Annotated in this window: 19 protein-coding genes, 1 rRNA gene and 1 riboswitch; of the genes, 8 read left to right on the top strand and 12 right to left on the bottom strand. The window is 39.2% G+C overall.

What is annotated here, in order from left to right; all coding sequences use genetic code 11:
- Together rrf and FTU64_RS14475 are read left to right on the top strand one after the other, a co-directional pair.
- Positions 1-103, top strand: a 5S ribosomal RNA gene (gene rrf / locus FTU64_RS14480); the annotation flags it as partial.
- Between the two features lie 253 nt (positions 104-356).
- The gene (locus FTU64_RS14475; protein ID WP_180005580.1) at positions 357-797 is read left to right on the top strand and encodes a hypothetical protein; all 441 of its coding nucleotides are present in this window, start codon (positions 357-359) and stop codon (positions 795-797) included.
- 84 nt (positions 798-881) lie between these two features.
- Here FTU64_RS14475 and FTU64_RS14470 read toward each other — a convergent pair whose 3' ends face one another.
- The 6 genes from FTU64_RS14470 to FTU64_RS14445 form a co-directional block, all read right to left on the bottom strand.
- Positions 882-1,466, bottom strand: a complete 585-nt coding sequence (locus FTU64_RS14470; RefSeq protein WP_180060136.1) for a lytic transglycosylase domain-containing protein — start codon at positions 1,464-1,466, stop codon at positions 882-884.
- A gap of 334 nt (positions 1,467-1,800) precedes the next feature.
- A complete protein-coding gene (locus FTU64_RS14465; RefSeq protein WP_180009505.1) occupies positions 1,801-2,286 on the bottom strand; it encodes a GNAT family N-acetyltransferase in 486 nt (161 codons plus the stop codon).
- Between the two features lie 88 nt (positions 2,287-2,374).
- The gene (locus FTU64_RS14460) at positions 2,375-3,574 is read right to left on the bottom strand and encodes an acyl-CoA dehydrogenase family protein (protein WP_180009497.1); all 1,200 of its coding nucleotides are present in this window, start codon (positions 3,572-3,574) and stop codon (positions 2,375-2,377) included.
- Between the two features lie 29 nt (positions 3,575-3,603).
- Entirely contained in the window at positions 3,604-4,890 is a 1,287-nt protein-coding gene (locus FTU64_RS14455; protein WP_180060140.1) for an acyl-CoA dehydrogenase family protein, read from the bottom strand.
- 241 nt (positions 4,891-5,131) lie between these two features.
- On the bottom strand, positions 5,132-6,505 hold the full coding sequence (locus FTU64_RS14450; RefSeq protein ID WP_180005577.1) for an AarF/ABC1/UbiB kinase family protein: 1,374 nt from the start codon (positions 6,503-6,505) through the stop codon (positions 5,132-5,134).
- 158 nt (positions 6,506-6,663) lie between these two features.
- Positions 6,664-6,969 carry a hypothetical protein gene (locus FTU64_RS14445; RefSeq protein WP_078191029.1) on the bottom strand — a complete coding sequence of 102 codons (306 nt, stop codon included), beginning with the start codon at positions 6,967-6,969 and terminating at the stop codon, positions 6,664-6,666.
- A 309-nt stretch (positions 6,970-7,278) separates the two neighbouring features.
- Here FTU64_RS14445 and prmB point away from each other — a divergent pair, with 309 nt between their 5' ends.
- From prmB to FTU64_RS14425, 4 genes are all read left to right on the top strand, one after another.
- A complete protein-coding gene (gene prmB / locus FTU64_RS14440; protein ID WP_078193871.1) occupies positions 7,279-8,289 on the top strand; it encodes a 50S ribosomal protein L3 N(5)-glutamine methyltransferase in 1,011 nt (336 codons plus the stop codon).
- Positions 8,290-8,302: 13 nt separating this feature from the next.
- Complete coding sequence (gene aroC, locus FTU64_RS14435; protein ID WP_180060133.1) at positions 8,303-9,397, top strand: chorismate synthase; 1,095 nt, start codon at positions 8,303-8,305, stop codon at positions 9,395-9,397.
- 279 nt (positions 9,398-9,676) lie between these two features.
- Positions 9,677-9,955, top strand: coding sequence for a hypothetical protein (locus FTU64_RS14430; protein WP_180022783.1), 279 nt, complete (start codon positions 9,677-9,679; stop codon positions 9,953-9,955).
- A gap of 24 nt (positions 9,956-9,979) precedes the next feature.
- Positions 9,980-10,192, top strand: a complete 213-nt coding sequence (locus FTU64_RS14425; protein ID WP_180022782.1) for a hypothetical protein — start codon at positions 9,980-9,982, stop codon at positions 10,190-10,192.
- Positions 10,193-10,296: 104 nt separating this feature from the next.
- Here FTU64_RS14425 and FTU64_RS16405 read toward each other — a convergent pair whose 3' ends face one another.
- The 3 genes from FTU64_RS16405 to FTU64_RS14415 form a co-directional block, all read right to left on the bottom strand.
- Positions 10,297-10,560, bottom strand: coding sequence for a hypothetical protein (locus FTU64_RS16405; protein ID WP_252725827.1), 264 nt, complete (start codon positions 10,558-10,560; stop codon positions 10,297-10,299).
- Between the two features lie 60 nt (positions 10,561-10,620).
- Positions 10,621-10,824 (bottom strand): hypothetical protein, encoded by a 204-nt coding sequence (locus tag FTU64_RS16400; RefSeq protein ID WP_257222271.1) that lies wholly within the window; start codon positions 10,822-10,824, stop codon positions 10,621-10,623.
- A 173-nt stretch (positions 10,825-10,997) separates the two neighbouring features.
- Positions 10,998-11,771, bottom strand: a complete 774-nt coding sequence (locus tag FTU64_RS14415) for a hypothetical protein (protein WP_180022781.1) — start codon at positions 11,769-11,771, stop codon at positions 10,998-11,000.
- A 230-nt stretch (positions 11,772-12,001) separates the two neighbouring features.
- A riboswitch (glycine riboswitch) is annotated at positions 12,002-12,092 on the top strand.
- 134 nt (positions 12,093-12,226) lie between these two features.
- Between FTU64_RS14415 and FTU64_RS14410 the strand changes: the two genes are divergently transcribed.
- The gene (locus FTU64_RS14410) at positions 12,227-13,468 is read left to right on the top strand and encodes a D-amino acid dehydrogenase (RefSeq protein ID WP_180060132.1); all 1,242 of its coding nucleotides are present in this window, start codon (positions 12,227-12,229) and stop codon (positions 13,466-13,468) included.
- Positions 13,469-13,544: 76 nt separating this feature from the next.
- On the opposite strand, the gene FTU64_RS14405 is transcribed toward FTU64_RS14410, so the two are convergent.
- On the bottom strand, positions 13,545-14,195 hold the full coding sequence (locus tag FTU64_RS14405; RefSeq protein WP_180060130.1) for a hypothetical protein: 651 nt from the start codon (positions 14,193-14,195) through the stop codon (positions 13,545-13,547).
- A gap of 100 nt (positions 14,196-14,295) precedes the next feature.
- Between FTU64_RS14405 and ispF the strand changes: the two genes are divergently transcribed.
- A complete protein-coding gene (ispF, locus tag FTU64_RS14400) occupies positions 14,296-14,784 on the top strand; it encodes a 2-C-methyl-D-erythritol 2,4-cyclodiphosphate synthase (RefSeq protein ID WP_168378679.1) in 489 nt (162 codons plus the stop codon).
- On the opposite strand, the gene FTU64_RS14395 is transcribed toward ispF, so the two are convergent.
- Positions 14,772-15,296 (bottom strand): protein tyrosine phosphatase family protein, encoded by a 525-nt coding sequence (locus FTU64_RS14395; RefSeq protein ID WP_180054898.1) that lies wholly within the window; start codon positions 15,294-15,296, stop codon positions 14,772-14,774. The two genes, ispF and FTU64_RS14395, sit on opposite strands and share 13 nt — an antisense overlap.
- 57 nt (positions 15,297-15,353) lie before the next feature.
- The gene (locus tag FTU64_RS14390) at positions 15,354-16,445 is read right to left on the bottom strand and encodes a 3-deoxy-7-phosphoheptulonate synthase (RefSeq protein ID WP_143221612.1); all 1,092 of its coding nucleotides are present in this window, start codon (positions 16,443-16,445) and stop codon (positions 15,354-15,356) included.
- Positions 16,446-16,481: the final 36 nt, after the last annotated feature.

Genomic DNA, 16,481 nt, shown 5'->3' with positions numbered 1-16,481 from the left:
AGCAAGAGTGAACCACCTGATCCCTTCCCGAACTCAGAAGTGAAACCTCTTAGCGCTGATGGTAGTGTGGGGTTACCCATGTGAGAGTAAGTCATCGCCAGCTCATTATTCGAAACACCCCCTGATACGTCAGGGGGTGTTTTTTTATGTGTGGAAAAAATGGAAAAGAGAAAAATAAGAAGAAAAGCAGAAGAAAAAACAGGGAAATGATAGATATTCAAAAAGAATAAGGCCGATCAACAATAAACTCGTCTAGAACTCTTTTATATCATTTAAAATGTTTTGCTAATGAAAATGTGTAATAAATCAATATAATAAAATCGTTTGTCTCTTTAATAATATATAGGGTATTTAAGATGTTTTTAAAAAAATTATTAGCTACAGTTTTATTTGCATTTGTTTCTTTCAATACTACAGCCGGTGTGTATCAGGATAAACTAAGTGAATGTTTGGTAAATAAAATTTCAGCAAAAGAGAGTCAGAACTTAACAGCTTGGATTTATTTGGCATTTTCAGCACATCCAGAAATTTCTAAATATAGTAAAGTAACGCCAGTTGAGATACAAAAAATTGATAAAAATATGGCTATTCTATTTCAAGATTTATTTACTAAACGTTGTAATGCTGAAATCAAAGCTGTTACAGAAAATGAAGGAACAAATGCTCTAGGTAAAGCATTTGAACTATTGGGAAATCGTGCAGCTGAAAATCTGATGAAAAATCCAATTGTTGAAAAACGTATTGCATCATTTGCGCAATATTTTGATGAAGATAAAATGCGTCAATCTATGAAATAATTGAAGAGATTAGACCTAACAAAATTTATCCTCTTAAGCTTAGTTAGGTCTATATGGTTAAATAAAAGATTAAATTTTTAGAAATTATAAGGAACTTTTTAAATTATTTTGATGTTCTTTAACTTGTTTTGCATAACGTTTGCCTTGTTTTTTCATTTTTCGATTGGTGTTATAAGCAGTAGGTCCGACATTATAGTAGGCTAAAGCTTTTGGAATACTACCTGCCGCATTTTTATATTTAGTTAAAATAAATGACCCACAATTAATATTGGTTAATTCGTCATATAAATCCCCAGGGCATGTTGCTTGCCAATAACGTGGCATCACCTGAGTTAAACCGACTGCACCTGCAGGAGAACTGACATAAGGGCGGAAAGTTGATTCTTGGCGAATAACGGCAGCCAGTAGTAAAGGATCTAAGTTGTATTGATCAGCAGTTTGCACAATGTAGGGGGACACTCGATTTGCAGTTTCAGGATTGACTGAATAGGCCTTTTGGATCCCTGATGAAAGTTTAACAGCACGTTTCTCTACAGAGCCACCACCAAGTGATGAACATGCAGAAATCAGACTTACAGATATAATAACAGTTGAAAACTTTAAGCTGTGAGCGCTCAGGAGCGAAGTAAGACGAGTTGAAAGGCGAGTTTTATTCAGTACATTCTGCATTTATGTTCACTTTAAAATAATCGTGGCTAAGTGTAATTTCTAAAGCGATAGTATGAACTGGAGACTTAGAGGTCAATATTTTCTTAAGATGCTCTGTACAGTGAAATTGTAAGAATTGATGGAAATGTACTCAAATTACATAATTATTTAAGTGAAGAGAGAAAAACAGATCGTGTTAATTGAGTCAGTATTTCTCTCTTTACATTCTTACTTAAGATTGTGGGGCATTCAAATCCCGAGAACTTTAGTTATAAAAAACTAGAATATCCACTCATTAAATATCCCTATTTGGAAAAGCTATAACTCTTTTCAGAGGTATTAGTGGAATCTGAGTTTAAAGCGTTTTAAGCATCCAAATTTCGCATGCTTGGCTATGACCTGTATTGCCCTTGGGAGCTTGTAAGTGTTGAAATCCTACTTTTTCATAAAGTTTCACTGCTTGCCCAAGTGTATGTGTAGTTTCTAAATAACACGCTTTAAAATTATGATCTTTGGCGAATTGAAAACAAAGTTCTAAAATATCTTTGGCTAAGCCATGACCACGTAATTCAGGCATAAAATACATTTTTTGGATTTCTAAAATGCTTGAGTCTCCAACTAAAGGAGAAAGGCCCCCACCACCTAAAATTGTACCGTGTTGATTTTCAATAACCCAATATTGTGCATTTGCTTGCGTATAGACGTGATATAAATCATCTAAAATTGGATCTGCAACGGCAAATCCTGATTCAGGTGCTAATCCAAATTCTTTGGAAACTGTGCGAATGACATTGGCAATGCTTACATTGTCTTCAAGTTGAAGTGGTCGGATCTGAAACATAATCATCGAAAAACAAAAAGATGGATTGTTTATAGACTGATCCTATAAAAAAATCCATCTCTAAGTTTAAAATTACTCAAGCAAAAAATTACTTTAATTCGCTTGAACTTTTACCCAGTTCACGACGTGCAACGATTAATTGTTGAATTTGCTGTGTGCCTTCAAATATATCGAGGATTTTTGAATCACGTGCCCATTTTTCTAATAATTCATCTTCGCTATAGCCGACAGCCGCTGCGAGTTCTACACACTTTAACGTGATTTCATTACCTACACGGCCTGCTTTTGCTTTAGCGATGGATGCTTCACGTGAGTTTGGTTTTTTGTTGTCGGCCATCCATGCGGCTTTGAGCATGAGGAGACGTGCTGCTTCCCAGTCTGCTTCCATTCGATATATTTGTGCAGCAATATTCGAGCTTTGTAAGATCGGTGTTGAATACTGCTCATCTAATTCATCTTTAAAGATTTCTTTAATTCGCTCTAAAGATGCCTTGGCACAGCCAATAGCCATCGCGGCAACGAGTGGGCGAGTATTATCAAAAGTTTCCATAACCCCAGCAAAACCCTTTGCTACATCAATTTCAGCATTGCCTAATAAGTTTGCAGCAGGGACACGACAATCTACAAAGCTAATGGCAGCCGTATCAGAAGCTTTAATACCCAATTTATGTTCTAGGCGTTCTACAGTCATGCCCAGCGTACCTTTTTCAACAACAAAGGATTTAATCGCTGCACGGCCTAATTTTTTATCTAGCGTTGCCCAAACCACCACGGAATCAGCACGCTCACCCGAGGTGACAAAGATTTTTTCCCCATTGAGAATGTATTCATCGCCATCTTTCGTCGCTGTTGTCCGAATAGCAGCAGAATCAGAGCCGCAATTGGGTTCTGTAATGGCCATAGCGGCCCAAGTTCCTTTTAAGCGTTCTAGTTGTTCATCATTGGCTACTGCTGCAATAGCCGAATTTCCAAGCCCTTGTCGAGGCATACTGAGCAACAGGCCTGTATCTCCATAGCACATCTCGATGATACTGAGGGCTGTCGACATATTGACACCGTTTTTATTACCAGTGTCTGTGTCACCACGTTTATTGACGGCAGCACCTGCATTCATGCCATCTCCGCCATCATTCATACCGTCGACGAGGGAAGATAACATGTCTAACTCTTTAGGATAGGCATGTTCGGCTTTGTCATATTTACGTGAAATAGGACGTAGAACATTTAATGCGACTTCATGGGCTTGGTCGATCAGCAATTTAAATTTTTTCGGATTTTGTAAGTTCATGGACATTTCCTTGTTTTTATTTTGCTGAATTAAGCATGCAAGCCAGATTGAAGAATCGCTGTGGCACGTAAGTCTCGATACCAACGTTCTACGGGATGTTCTTTGGTAAAGCCGTGACCACCTAATATTTGCACGCCATCGGTCCCAATTTTCATCGATTTTTCAGCACATAGCACGCGAGCTAAATAGGCTTCACGATGAAAAGGCTTGCCGGCTTCGGCTAGGCTTGCTGCATTGAGGATGAGCATATGCATGGCATCAATTTCGATTGCCATATCTGCAATCATAAATGCCACACTTTGACGGTGCGAAATTGGCTCTCCAAAAGCTGTACGTTCGTTTGCATATTGAATGCAATATTTTTTGACTGCAGTTGCGGTGCCAACAGCCATGGCACACCACATTAAGTTGCCAAGATCGATAAATGAGGTGTAATTGAAATCTTGATCTCCTAAGCGTTGGGCAGAGGTCTGATCAAATTTTAAAGTTACCGTTTCAGTGGCTTTTAAACCCATAGCTGGTGTTTTTTTAGCGCTAATGCTCTGGTCACGTTGCACAATAAAAACTTCAGGCTGCCCATTCAGCATGGCACTCACCAACAGCACATCTGCCTGTTCACCTAAAATGACTAAGGTTTTCTCCCCACTGATTTTAAACTGTTGGCCGTCAGTAATCGCCTGAGTTTTAAGTTGATAAGGATTAAATGCCGCCGTGGCCTCTTGAACTGCAAAGCTTGCACGCAGGGCTGAATCATCTGCAAATGCCGCTAAGTAGGTTGCCTGAACAGATTCGGAACCCCATTGGGTGATGGCATTGATGCAGCTAAACGTCGACAGTAACCCTGCTGTTAAACTAAAGTCACCTTCAGCCAATTGTTCCGCAATTAAAACATTACTAATGATGTTTTTTTCTGCTGCAACGCCACCCAAATCTTCAGGTAAGGCATAATAATTTAGACCTAGATCTTGGATATGTTGCCATAACGCTTCAGGAAATCTTTCCTCTTGATCGGCTTGATGAGCAAGGGGATACAAGACTTCTGTGGCAAACTGCTGCATCGCATCAGCAGTCATTTGCTGTTCTTCAGTCAGGTTTAAATCAAATAATGATTTTTGTTGATTTGGCAAACGTTGCTTATGCACATCTTTGTTGGTCTGAAATGCTTTTTGCGTCTGGCTCAGGGTTTTAAAACCAGCTTTTGAGCTCTGATACAAAGATTTTTCAACAAATTTGCGCAGTTTAAACTGATCGAGTACATCACTTCCGGCAATTTTTGTTAAAAGTGAGAGTCCAAATCCTTGTGCCTTGTTTACCATATTGGTCATTGTTGTTTTCCATTTGCGTTGTTCTTATTTAATGCTGACATGCCAAAGATAGAAAAACCATGTCATAAATGACATGCATGATTGTCAAAGATAAACGGCGAGATTAGGTGGGATTCGATAGCTAAATAATTAATTAAGAATAGAAAAGTAAAAAGGCTTAAAAGGATTTTTATTTTAAAATTGACTTGGCTGACATTTGAGTCAGCCAAGTCTTAAGGTGTGCATTGAATGTTTATTGATATTTTTGAATCATACGACGAACATTGGTTTTCGCTTCAATGACGGTCATAAAGGTATATGCACCGATAAATTTACGGCTAATAAACATAAACTCTTTAGGTGGAACTGAGAAGTAACGAGATGCCATCGATTTTGACGCTTGTTGCATCACACGGCTATGTAATTGGCTTTTTTTCCAGTCATAGCGTTGTTGTTCGTCCATAACACCAGCAGGGATGTTTGGGTTATTTTCAGTGCTACTAAATGCCTCTGTCGCTAACAAAAAGACTTTAGCCATATCAGGTTTAATACTTTGTGGAATACCATCAAAGAACTCATAACCTGTCATCGCTTTGACCATTTGCTCAGAGCTGTGATGGTAACCCGCGGTAATCAAATTACGCGCAACGCCTAATAGATGCTCATCGAACTGACGGATCGCACCAAAGTCGAGGAGAACAATTTTATCTGGCACATCCGCACCATTGCCTAAACGGACCAAATAGTTTCCGAAGTTAGGGTCGGTTTGCATTTCACCCCATTCAAAAATTTCGCGTACGGCAATTTCAAGTGATGCTTCACCTAAGGCATTACGGCGCTCTTGAGGAAGTGACAGCATTACTGGGCTGTTAATCGGCACACCACGTTCAAAAGTCATACACAGCACTTGAGGTGTTGAATATCCTTCAATGATTTGCGGGACGATATATCGTGGATCTTCTTTTAAGCGTGCAGCAAAACGGCGTGTGGTATCTGCTTCGATTTTATAATTTACTTCACGATGCATCATTTCACGAACTTCATCAAACCACTGATCAAATTCACGCGTTTGGGGCACCATTCGTGTCAGTTTGAGCATGTTTTTGAATAGATTCATATCTGAATCGATAGCATCAGCCACACCCGGATACTGGATTTTTAATACCAGTTCTAAACCATCAGATTTACGTTTTGCACGGTGAACTTGTGCCAAAGATGCTGTACCAAGCGGCTCATGATCAATCACGAGATCATCAAGTTTTGAGCCAAGTTGATTTTGTAATTGTACTTTGATGGCTGGCCATGCCAATGCGACTGTTTGATTGTTAAGGGTATTGAGGGCTTGGGTGATTTCTTCAGGTAGAAAATGTTCACCATACAACGCCATCATTTGCCCAATTTTTACAATTGAACCTTTTAATTTACCAATTTCTGCGACGAGATATTCAGCCTGATCTTTCATGGCTTTTTTACGCTTTTTCTCTTTTTCTTCTTCACTCGAAAAAATAGAAGTGGCGTTTGATGCTGCCCAACGAGTTCCCGCAAGTAGCGATGCCTTTGCGATAGATAAGCGTCGATCCATAGAAGACGTTTTCAAGTGTTTGAGCTTATCGTTCTGATCTGACATGTAAATTAAATCCTTTAATCAGCAATTCGCAGAAAAATACATTGTAGCTAATTTTAACGTTTCTTAACGTATTAAAATAGTTCAACTTACTGAATATGCAGTAAGCATTTGCAAACTTAAGCAAGATGCCACGTAGACAGGCACATTGGAAAAGAAAACTATAAACGATATTTGATTTTTACCGTATCGTTTTGCATCAATGCGGCTTTATGTTCTTCAATATGTTGATGAATAAGATGTTGGACAGATTCGTCTTTAAATCCGGCAGCATAACCTTTGACAATAATAATGCTCGGTAAGCTAAAAAATAGGGTACGTGCGTTTTCTAGACTCGCATCAGGGAAAACTTGATGTTCGATCAGCAGTTGCTGAAAAAATGCCTTTTCAGTTTGCACGTTTAAAGACTGAGTGTCTTCCCAATAGCTTTGACGCATAGCCATGAGGTTATTGTGCTTATAGCTCATTGGAGCTCCGCATTTAAAATTTAACTGTTTGTATGGGGATGATTTTAAGAAAATAAAGCTTAGGATCAAGTACAAATTGCTAAACAATTGAGCTTGAATTGGTTTTTATTCGTAATTTTCATCTAATTAGATTTTATAGAATGCTGAAAGGCATAAAGTACACATTTCATTTCAGCGAATGTATCAGACCTCATATATACGGTTATGAAATGCTTTCAAGCGGTGAATAATGCCGTATTTTTATTATAAATAGCATTAAAACAAGGTATCATAGGGCGTTTAAAAAATTATGAACTGGAGACGCCTTAAGTGGATCGACCGACTATTAGCCCTGAACATTTACAGGAAGCAGCTGAAAACCTATCTACAATTCGTGATTATATCCGCTTTGGGGTAACAGCTTTACGTCAATATGATGCCCACTTAGGACAAGGTACAGAAGACTATTTTGCTGAAAGCTCAGCATTGGTTTTACAAACGTTATCTCTAGATTGGAATGCAGATGCGGAAATCTTAGATGCGAAATTATTGCCAAGTGAAGTTGCAGAATTTTTAGCATTGTTAGAACGTCGTATTAATGAAAAAGTTCCGACGTCTTATTTACTAAACTTGTCATATTTCTTTGGTAAGCCATTTTATGTCGATGAACGTGTACTGATTCCACGTTCTCCAATTGCAGAGTTAATTGAAAACCGTTTTGCGCCATATTGCTTAGGTGAAAATGGCGAAATGGGTGCTGCGGTTAATAATCTACCTGAAAATGCCAATCCAAAAACTCCTCAGCGCATTTTAGATATGTGTACGGGTTCAGGTTGTATCGCGATTGCTTTAGCTTATGCATTCCCAGATGCTGAAGTTGATGCAACAGATTTATCTAAAGATGCACTTGAAGTGGCGCAAATTAACTGTGAACACCACAATAAACAATATCAAGTGGCTTTACTTGAGTCTGATTTATTCGCCAAAATTCCAGCAGAAAATCAATATGATTTAATCGTGTCGAATCCACCATATGTGGATGCTGAAGACATGGCAGATTTACCAGAAGAATTCCACCATGAACCTGAAATGGCGCTTGCTGCGGGTCAAGATGGTTTGGATCTTGTACGTAAAATGTTGGCACAAGCTGCAGATTACCTGACTGAAGATGGCTTAATTGTGATCGAAGTGGGTAACTCAGAATGGGCAATGCGTCAAAACTTCAATACCGTTGATTTTTACTGGTTACAGTTCCAAAAAGGCGGTACAGGTATCTTTGCATTGACTGCTGCTCAATGCCGCGAATACCGAGATTTATTTATTCAATCTGTTCAAGCATAAGGAGTCGTTTGACATGGCAGGTAATAGTATAGGGCAACTCTTCCGTGTAACGACTTGTGGTGAATCTCATGGCGTTGGTCTGATGGCCATTGTGGATGGGGTTCCACCGGGTATTGAACTGACTGAAGCCGATTTGCAAAAGGATCTGGATCGTCGTAAGCCGGGCACATCTAAGTTTGCAACTCAGCGTAAAGAACCCGATGAAGTTGAAATTATTTCAGGCGTATTTGAAGGCAAAACGACCGGTACATCGATTGGTCTATTGATCCGTAACACAGATCAAAAATCAAAAGATTATGGCAACATCGCGCAAACCTTCCGTCCGGGTCATGCAGACTATACTTATACACATAAGTATGGTTTCCGTGATTATCGTGGTGGTGGTCGCTCGAGTGCTCGTGAAACTGCGATGCGTGTTGCTGCGGGTGCGATTGCTAAAAAATTCTTGTTTGAGAAATTCGGCATAGAAATTCGTGGTCATGTAACCCAAATTGGTACCGAAAAAGCAGAGAAATTGGACTGGAATGAAGTTCCGAATAACCCATTTTTCTGTGGTGATGCAGATGCCGTCCCACGTTTCGAAGCTCTCGTAACGTCACTTCGTGAACAAGGAACGAGCTGTGGCGCCAAACTGGAAATTATTGCGACGCAAGTGCCAGTCGGTTGGGGCGAGCCTGTATTTGATCGTTTAGATGCAGATATTGCACATGCTATGATGTCCATCAACGCTGTAAAAGGTGTTGAAATTGGTGATGGCTTTGGTGTTGCCGAGCAGTTTGGTCATGAAACCCGTGATGAGTTAACAACGGATGGTTTCTTGGCAAACCATGCTGGCGGCATTTTGGGCGGTATTTCGAGTGGTCAAGACATTCGTGTTGCGATCGCCTTGAAACCAACAGCTTCCATTACTACGCCGGGTAAAACCATTACGATTAATCGTCAAGATACAGATGTATTGACCAAAGGTCGCCATGATCCTTGTGTCGGTGTTCGTGCGACACCAATTGCAGAAGCAATGTTGGCAATTGTGCTCATGGATCACTTCATGCGTAACCGTGCACAAAATGCGGATGTTGTCGCTCCATTTGCCCCAATTGAACCCAAGTGAGGAAACAAAGCGCTGCTTTGTTCCGATGCGGTTGGTGAATAGCTTTAGCAAGTCACAGTGGATAAATAACAAAGCGTTGCTTTGTTCCAAACGTGGTTTGGTGAGTAACGTTAGCGAGTCACAGAGGATAAATAACAAAGCACTGCTTTTTGTTCCGATGCGGTTGGTGAATAGCGCTAGCGAGCTACACTGATGAGCAAATTGCATAAAAAAACCAGACAATTGTCTGGTTTTTTTATTTCAGTAAAATAGACCCATGAAAATAAATAGCTAAAAAATATGAATATAAGAAATGCTTTACTTGGTGATATTCAGCAGCTCGAAAGCTTAATGAATATAGCCTATCGGGAGAATCATCCTAAGAGTTGGACCACGGAACATCATATTGTTCGAGGAAATCGAATAAATGTCTCTCAACTCAGCCAACTCTTACAAAAAAAGGATTTTCATCTATATGTGATGGAGTCGGTACATGCGCAGATCATGGGGTGTATTGGGATTCAAATGCAGGGAATGAGCAGTGAAATTGGTCATTTTGCAATTCACCCAGATGAGTAAGCTCAGGGCTTAGGAAAAAAATTATTGCAATTTGCAGAACAGCAAGCGACGTTGATTGAACCCAATGTTGAAGAATTTGTCATGTATGTGATTGATCGGCGTTTAGAATTAATAAAATATTATCAACGGCGTGGCTATAAGCTAACAAATGAAAATCAAGCCTATCCTCTTCATCTAGAAGTAGGTCAACCGATTTGTGAACTCACAATTAAACAATTAATTAAACGAATAAAATAAAGATCATATGATGTATTTGATCAATTTATAAAGCGAGATGAATAAAAAATCCCAAAAGAAAACATACACTAACTTTTGGGATTTTTATTTTAGACTATTTGGGCTTAAGAATAAGCACGTAAAAATAGTCGATAGGCATCTGAAGATTTTTGATTTTTTAACATATAGTGTGCGATTTCTCCTTGGTTGGTATTCATAATCACCGCAATATCTTTTGCGTCACAGAATTGTTTAAGCACAGTATCTGGGATCATCACGGTATTAGAAGAATCAATCACATTTGAATTATCTAAGCGACGATAATTTGTTTGACCTATTGCAGGATAAGACAATACTTTGCCGTCGATCACAAAAGATATTTCATTCATATCAAGCTGCTGTTGATCATAAGAATGCAGTGAAAGTGCATACTCACTTTTATTCTTTTGCTAATCAATTGCAAGTTCAGGACATTTTTGTCCAGTTTCACACAGTAATTGACCTCGAGTAATGGTTCGTTGGATTACGTTACTGTTTTCAACGGTATTCACACCATTTAGCTTCAAGGTTCTTGTTTCAGGTTTATTTTTAGGTACGGTAATACAACCTGTGAGTAGTAGGAGTGTAAATCCTAGAACTAAATAATTTTTCATGTGTTTTTCCATGTTAGCGTTATTTTTATAAGCAATATTTATTTTGGCGCATATTCACACAGAAAAACAAAAAAGTAAAATACATCACACTTTTCTAGTTTTGTTCGAGTGGTGCATTAATATAAGTAGCGGATATTCAAATAAATAATATTTTCAGTGATGTTAAGCGGACTTTATTGAAGATTGGATAATTTAAGCAAGATTTGTGATTTTGCGTTATCAATCTGATCGGGATTGGTTTGTCGAGACAATTGATCACGTGGTTTTTCACCTAAAAAATATTTGATCCGTTCAGCATTCGCACCCGATGGATGGGGAAGTCCTGCTAAAATCTGCTGATCTTTTAAATAGCCTAAGCTGCTTACATAATTTAAAACCTCATCTACACCTTTGCCTAGCGGAATATAAATTGCGTTCGGAAGCTGTTGAATCATAGGAATAAAATAATCATCAATATGTTGTTTTAATAATTCATTTTTCAACATTGCGGGCGTTAAACCTGCATAATTTTTTCCATTGATCAAAATGCATTGCTGTAAAACCGAGCACATTTGCACCATATCTTGATGATTGCTAAAGAGCTCTGCGGTGGTCTGAATGCCTAATTGATTGTGTAATCCAATATGATCTAGCAGTTGAGTTAAATTTTTACGAATAGGACCACTAAAAGCGCCACTATTCTTGGCAAGTTTAAGAATGTTTTCCTCAGATACTTGCTGTTCTAAGCCGTCCTTTGCTGCGATTAATGCATTACGCCATTGTTGTTGGCCTGGGCAGATGCCGACAATGACCACTTTTGCATCATGATTTATGGCCTCGAATGGTGCATAAAAGCTTTGAATAGTTCCTAGAGTCTTAAGTAGGAGTAAATCACTTTGGGTTAATTCTTCAATAGAATGTGTTTTGATCACAGATGCAAAGCGAGAGAAAAGCGTAGAATCCGACATAAAACTTCAATCTTTCTAGATATAAATTTCATTTAATATTTTAACCCTTTATTTTAAAGATTAAGTATTTAGGTGTAAAAAAAATGATTTTAAATTTATAGCCTAACAACTTAAATTGATATAAAAATAATATTTAACAATATTGACCCAAATAGGACTTGAGATTTGGTACAAATATTGCTCATATCTAACTAAGGCAATACCAAGATGAATGCCGAATAAAAAACGAATGGATGATTGCAGGAGAGAAGCACAGATCGTGCTCGCCGAAGGAGCAAGTTCCCCCAGGAAACTCTCAGGCAAAAGGACTGTAATCATATAAAAAATCTGGAGAGAAGTAGGCTAGACCTACTCACCGAAGGGGAAGGTTCACATTGCTTCGCAAGGAACCAAAGCTCTCAGGTAACAATGACAGATGGGGCGAACATAGGAAATATAATTTCCAAGGAGCCTATATGTGTCATATTGTTGTGATTGGTGCAGGTATTACTGGGGTAACGACAGCTTACGAACTCGGATTACTCGGTTATCGTGTCACTGTGGTCGATAAACATCTTTATCCTGCGATGGAAACGTCGTTTGCCAATGGTGGACAATTATCAGCGTGTAATGCTGAAGTCTGGAACCAAAAAGCAACGGTAGTGAAAGGCATCAAATGGATGTCACAAAAAACCGCGCCATTATTATTAAATCCAAGTTTTAATCTACACAAATATTCATGGCTCTTTGAGTTTATGGGGCATATTAAAGATTACCGTGAAAATACTCACGAGACCGTCCGTCTTGCATTGATGGCACGTCAGCGTTTATTTGAAATTGCTGAGCATGAAAACTTGCAGTTTGATTTAGAAAAACGCGGCATTTTACATTTCTTTCATAATCAACATGATTATGAGGTGGCGACTCAAGTTAATCATATGCTCTGTGAGGGTGGCTTAGAGCGTCATCCTGTGACATTAGCTGAAATCCGTGACATTGAGCCTAGTCTGACAGGTGAATACTATGGTGGATTTTATTGCCCAGGGGACGCCACGGGCGACATCCATAAATTTACGACGCAGCTTGCTAAAGCAACAGAACGCTTTGATGTGAAATATATGTGGGGCTTTGAGGTGACTGACTTTGAACATCATGCAAAAGGTGTCAATGTTCAGTTAAAAGCCAGTGATGAAAATATGGAACATCCTGATGCAAATACCTTACTTGAGGCAGATGCTGTGGTGGTCTGTGGTGGTGTAGGCAGTTATGAACTTGCGCATAAACTCGGTGACCGTGTAAATGTCTATCCAGTCAAAGGATATTCAATTACCATAAACTTAAATGATGAACAAAGTCAGACCAATGCGCCTTGGGTGAGTCTGTTGGATGAAAGTGCCAAAATTGTGACTTCACGCTTAGGTGCAAATCGACTACGTGTTGCAGGCACGGCAGAGTTTAATGGCTATAACCGAGACATTCGTGCAGATCGCATTCAGCCCTTAATTGATTGGTCGAATCGTAACTTTAATCTATCAACAGAACATGTGGTGCCATGGGCGGGTTTACGACCAATGATGCCCAATATGATGCCTGTAGTACATGCAGGTAAGCGAGATCATATTTTCTATAATACAGGGCATGGTCACCTTGGATGGACCTTGTCTGCGGCAACAGCTGCAATGATTAGCCAGCAAGTGCAGCAAACACATCCGATTTAACTGACATATTTTAGACATCAAAAAAGCCTCAATGTTGAGGCTTTTTTGTATTTTTCTAAGTCATTCGAATTTGATCTTAATCATATAAACGATAAATCCCTGCAAAACGTTCACAGCCTTTTTGTTCAGTTTTTACTGAGAGTAAGGCTTTACTGTAATTGAACTGATATTTGCAGTCGTGTTCATTATCGGTGATTTGATTTTTTTGTTCGGGTGTTGTGTAAGCTAAAAATGGGATGGTTTGTGTTTCGACTCGATTGTTCGGATTACGATAGGCAATGCCTTCAATTTTGATGCTGTCTTTGCCTAGTTGATGTACCTTTAAATGTACAGGTGATGTCGCAAAATGACCATTTTCAAATTTCAGATAATGCTGCGTTAAACTTTGGTTCATCGAGGTGTAGATATTCAAATCTTCATGGCGAAGCTCAAATTGTTGTTTAAAACACTCCAAGTTTTTGCATTGCTGAACTCGGCTATACCATAATTTTTGCGTATCTATCAGTAAGCGTATTGGGGCATCGGTAATCAACTGCGCTGTTAAAAAAAGCCCATCTAACTTTTCACGCTGTTCTTCAAAACCGTCAGAACAGTAATTTTTTTTTGCCTGAGTATTGGCCTGATCACAGTCTATCTTTTCTGCATGCGTAAACATCGCTAGGCTAGAACCTATTAGCAGAACCAGTCCGAATTTTTTGATGATATTTATTTCAGTTTTCAACAGCATGATCGCTTATACTTTCACTATGTTGCGCTTGCCCACACTATAGCGAAATAGAAAGCGTGAATACAAGATTTCAATCATTATTTTCTCAAGGAACTCAAGCATGATAGCTCAAATTCGTATCGGTCAGGGCATGGATGTGCATGCATTTGAAGAAGGTGACTTTGTAACGCTTGCTGGTGTTCAAATTCCACATACACATGGACTCAAAGCACATTCAGATGGTGATGTGGTATTGCATGCGCTTTGTGATGCATTATTAGGAGCTTTGGCACTTGGAGATATTGGTCAGCATTTTCCAGATACAGATCCAAAATTTAAAGGTGCCGATAGTCGAGTACTTTTAAAACACGTCTACCAACTGATTTTAGATCGTGGATATGTACTTAATAATGCTGATATTACCGTGGCTTGTGAGCGCCCTAAACTAGCAAAACATAATTTAGAAATGCGTCAAAGTATCGCAGATGTTATGGATGTTGAAGTTACACAAATTAGCATCAAAGCGACCACCACCGAAAAATTAGGGTTTACTGGTCGCCAAGAAGGTATTCTTTCTACTGCAACAGTACTGATTTCTCACGCAAAATGATCTGGATGGATCAGTGCATGTTGTAAATCTTGAGTTGCTTTACGGCCTTGAAGTTGTAAGGCAACCGCATGGATTAAACCTGTCCATGTTTCATTGGGTTTCCAAATTTGATGCATCAAATCTTGAGCCTTTGGCATATCAACATCCATATAGTATTGACGATATAAATACATCAAACTGCTGACACGGAAGTTTTTCGCACAGTGTAGCCAAACCGTTTGACCTTGAACCAAATGGTCAATCATATCGAGTACTAAAAGGCATTGATCATCTGAAGGGGTATCCCAAGAGATCGGAACTTGGATATAGTTCAGGCCTAGATCTAGGCAAATGCGGTCTTCATGCTCGATATGATTGGATGCATCGGTCAGTGCTAAATTGATAACCGTTGAAACACCATATTCTTTGATCGTTTGAAGCTCAGAAGGAGATGGTTGACCGGACGTTAATAAGTGTTCATGTATATATTGGAAGTTTTCAATGTGACTTAACGCATTTTCGATTTCATTCATCTGACAAATAATCCTTCAAAGTAAAACGCCATCTCGAAGATGGCGTTTTTCATTCACTTAGCGTGTCGGTAACACGTCTTTAAGTGCTTCATGCATCTCTAACAAAACTTTTTCAGTCGTATCCCAATCGATACAGCCATCAGTCACTGATTTACCATATTCGAGGTCACAGAGGTTGGCAGGAATATCCTGACGACCACCTTTTAAGTGACTTTCTACCATAATACCCACGATTGACTTGTTTCCGTCAAGGATTTGTTCAGTAATATTTTTGAGTACAAGGGGTTGTAGGTACGGGTCTTTGTTTGAGTTTGCATGACTGGTATCAATCATAATTTTGCCACTAACTTTTGCTTTGGCTAATGCCGCTTCAGCATCTGCAACTGAACCTGCGTCGTAGTTTGGTTTACCGTTACCGCCACGAAGTACAACGTGTGCATATGGGTTACCACTGGTACGAATAACAGAAACTTGACCTTGGTCGCTTAAGCCCAAGAAGCTATGACCATGTTTAACAGATTGCATGGCATTGGTCGCAACGGTTAAACCGCCATCTGTACCATTTTTAAAGCCCACAGGTGAAGACAGGCCAGAAGACATTTCACGATGTGTTTGGCTTTCAGTGGTACGCGCACCAATCGCTGACCAAGAGATAAGATCTTGGTAGTACTGTGGTGAGTTTGGATCGAGTGCTTCAGTTGCACAAGGCAAACCTTTCTCATTCAATTCTAGTAAAAGTTTACGGCCAATACGTAAGCCTTTTTCGATGTTGAATGAGTCGTTCATGTCAGGGTCATTAATTAGACCTTTCCAACCAACAGTGGTACGTGGTTTTTCAAAATACACACGCATCACGACATAAATCGTATCTTGTATTTTGTCACTTAAAACTTTTAAACGGTCAGCATAATCATGTGCAGCGACTGTGTCGTGAATTGAACATGGACCAATGACAACAAAAAGACGTTTGTCATTTCCATCTAAAATATTACGTACAGTTTCACGGCCCTTAAGGACTGTTTGATAGGCAGTTTCAGTCAGAGGTAGCTCTTTTTTTAGTTCTGCAGGAGTAACAAGAGGCTGAATGCTTTTTACATTCACGTCATCAATGTCGTTTTGGGTAATAGAATTTGACTGTAAAGTATTCATTGCCGTCACTGGTTTGATTATACAAAAGGTTGTTTC

This window comes from Acinetobacter sp. YH12128, assembly GCF_013418655.1.
In the GTDB taxonomy this organism is placed as follows: domain Bacteria; phylum Pseudomonadota; class Gammaproteobacteria; order Pseudomonadales; family Moraxellaceae; genus Acinetobacter; species Acinetobacter amyesii.
Note: the sequence above shows the minus strand (reverse complement) of the source record. Positions and strands in the feature narration are given on the sequence as shown.

Coding starts and splice junctions, on each gene's coding strand:
- FTU64_RS14475 (WP_180005580.1), top strand. CDS start 357: ATGTTTTTAAAAAAATTATTAGCTACAGTTTTATTTGCATTTGTTTCT.
- FTU64_RS14470 (WP_180060136.1), bottom strand. CDS start 1,466: ATGCAGAATGTACTGAATAAAACTCGCCTTTCAACTCGTCTTACTTCG.
- FTU64_RS14465 (WP_180009505.1), bottom strand. CDS start 2,286: ATGTTTCAGATCCGACCACTTCAACTTGAAGACAATGTAAGCATTGCC.
- FTU64_RS14460 (WP_180009497.1), bottom strand. CDS start 3,574: ATGAACTTACAAAATCCGAAAAAATTTAAATTGCTGATCGACCAAGCC.
- FTU64_RS14455 (WP_180060140.1), bottom strand. CDS start 4,890: ATGGTAAACAAGGCACAAGGATTTGGACTCTCACTTTTAACAAAAATT.
- FTU64_RS14450 (WP_180005577.1), bottom strand. CDS start 6,505: ATGTCAGATCAGAACGATAAGCTCAAACACTTGAAAACGTCTTCTATG.
- FTU64_RS14445 (WP_078191029.1), bottom strand. CDS start 6,969: ATGAGCTATAAGCACAATAACCTCATGGCTATGCGTCAAAGCTATTGG.
- aroC (WP_180060133.1), top strand. CDS start 8,303: ATGGCAGGTAATAGTATAGGGCAACTCTTCCGTGTAACGACTTGTGGT.
- FTU64_RS14430 (WP_180022783.1), top strand. CDS start 9,677: ATGAATATAAGAAATGCTTTACTTGGTGATATTCAGCAGCTCGAAAGC.
- FTU64_RS16405 (WP_252725827.1), bottom strand. CDS start 10,560: ATGAATGAAATATCTTTTGTGATCGACGGCAAAGTATTGTCTTATCCT.
- FTU64_RS16400 (WP_257222271.1), bottom strand. CDS start 10,824: ATGAAAAATTATTTAGTTCTAGGATTTACACTCCTACTACTCACAGGT.
- FTU64_RS14415 (WP_180022781.1), bottom strand. CDS start 11,771: ATGTCGGATTCTACGCTTTTCTCTCGCTTTGCATCTGTGATCAAAACA.
- FTU64_RS14410 (WP_180060132.1), top strand. CDS start 12,227: ATGTGTCATATTGTTGTGATTGGTGCAGGTATTACTGGGGTAACGACA.
- FTU64_RS14405 (WP_180060130.1), bottom strand. CDS start 14,195: ATGCTGTTGAAAACTGAAATAAATATCATCAAAAAATTCGGACTGGTT.
- ispF (WP_168378679.1), top strand. CDS start 14,296: ATGATAGCTCAAATTCGTATCGGTCAGGGCATGGATGTGCATGCATTT.
- FTU64_RS14395 (WP_180054898.1), bottom strand. CDS start 15,296: ATGAATGAAATCGAAAATGCGTTAAGTCACATTGAAAACTTCCAATAT.
- FTU64_RS14390 (WP_143221612.1), bottom strand. CDS start 16,445: ATGAATACTTTACAGTCAAATTCTATTACCCAAAACGACATTGATGAC.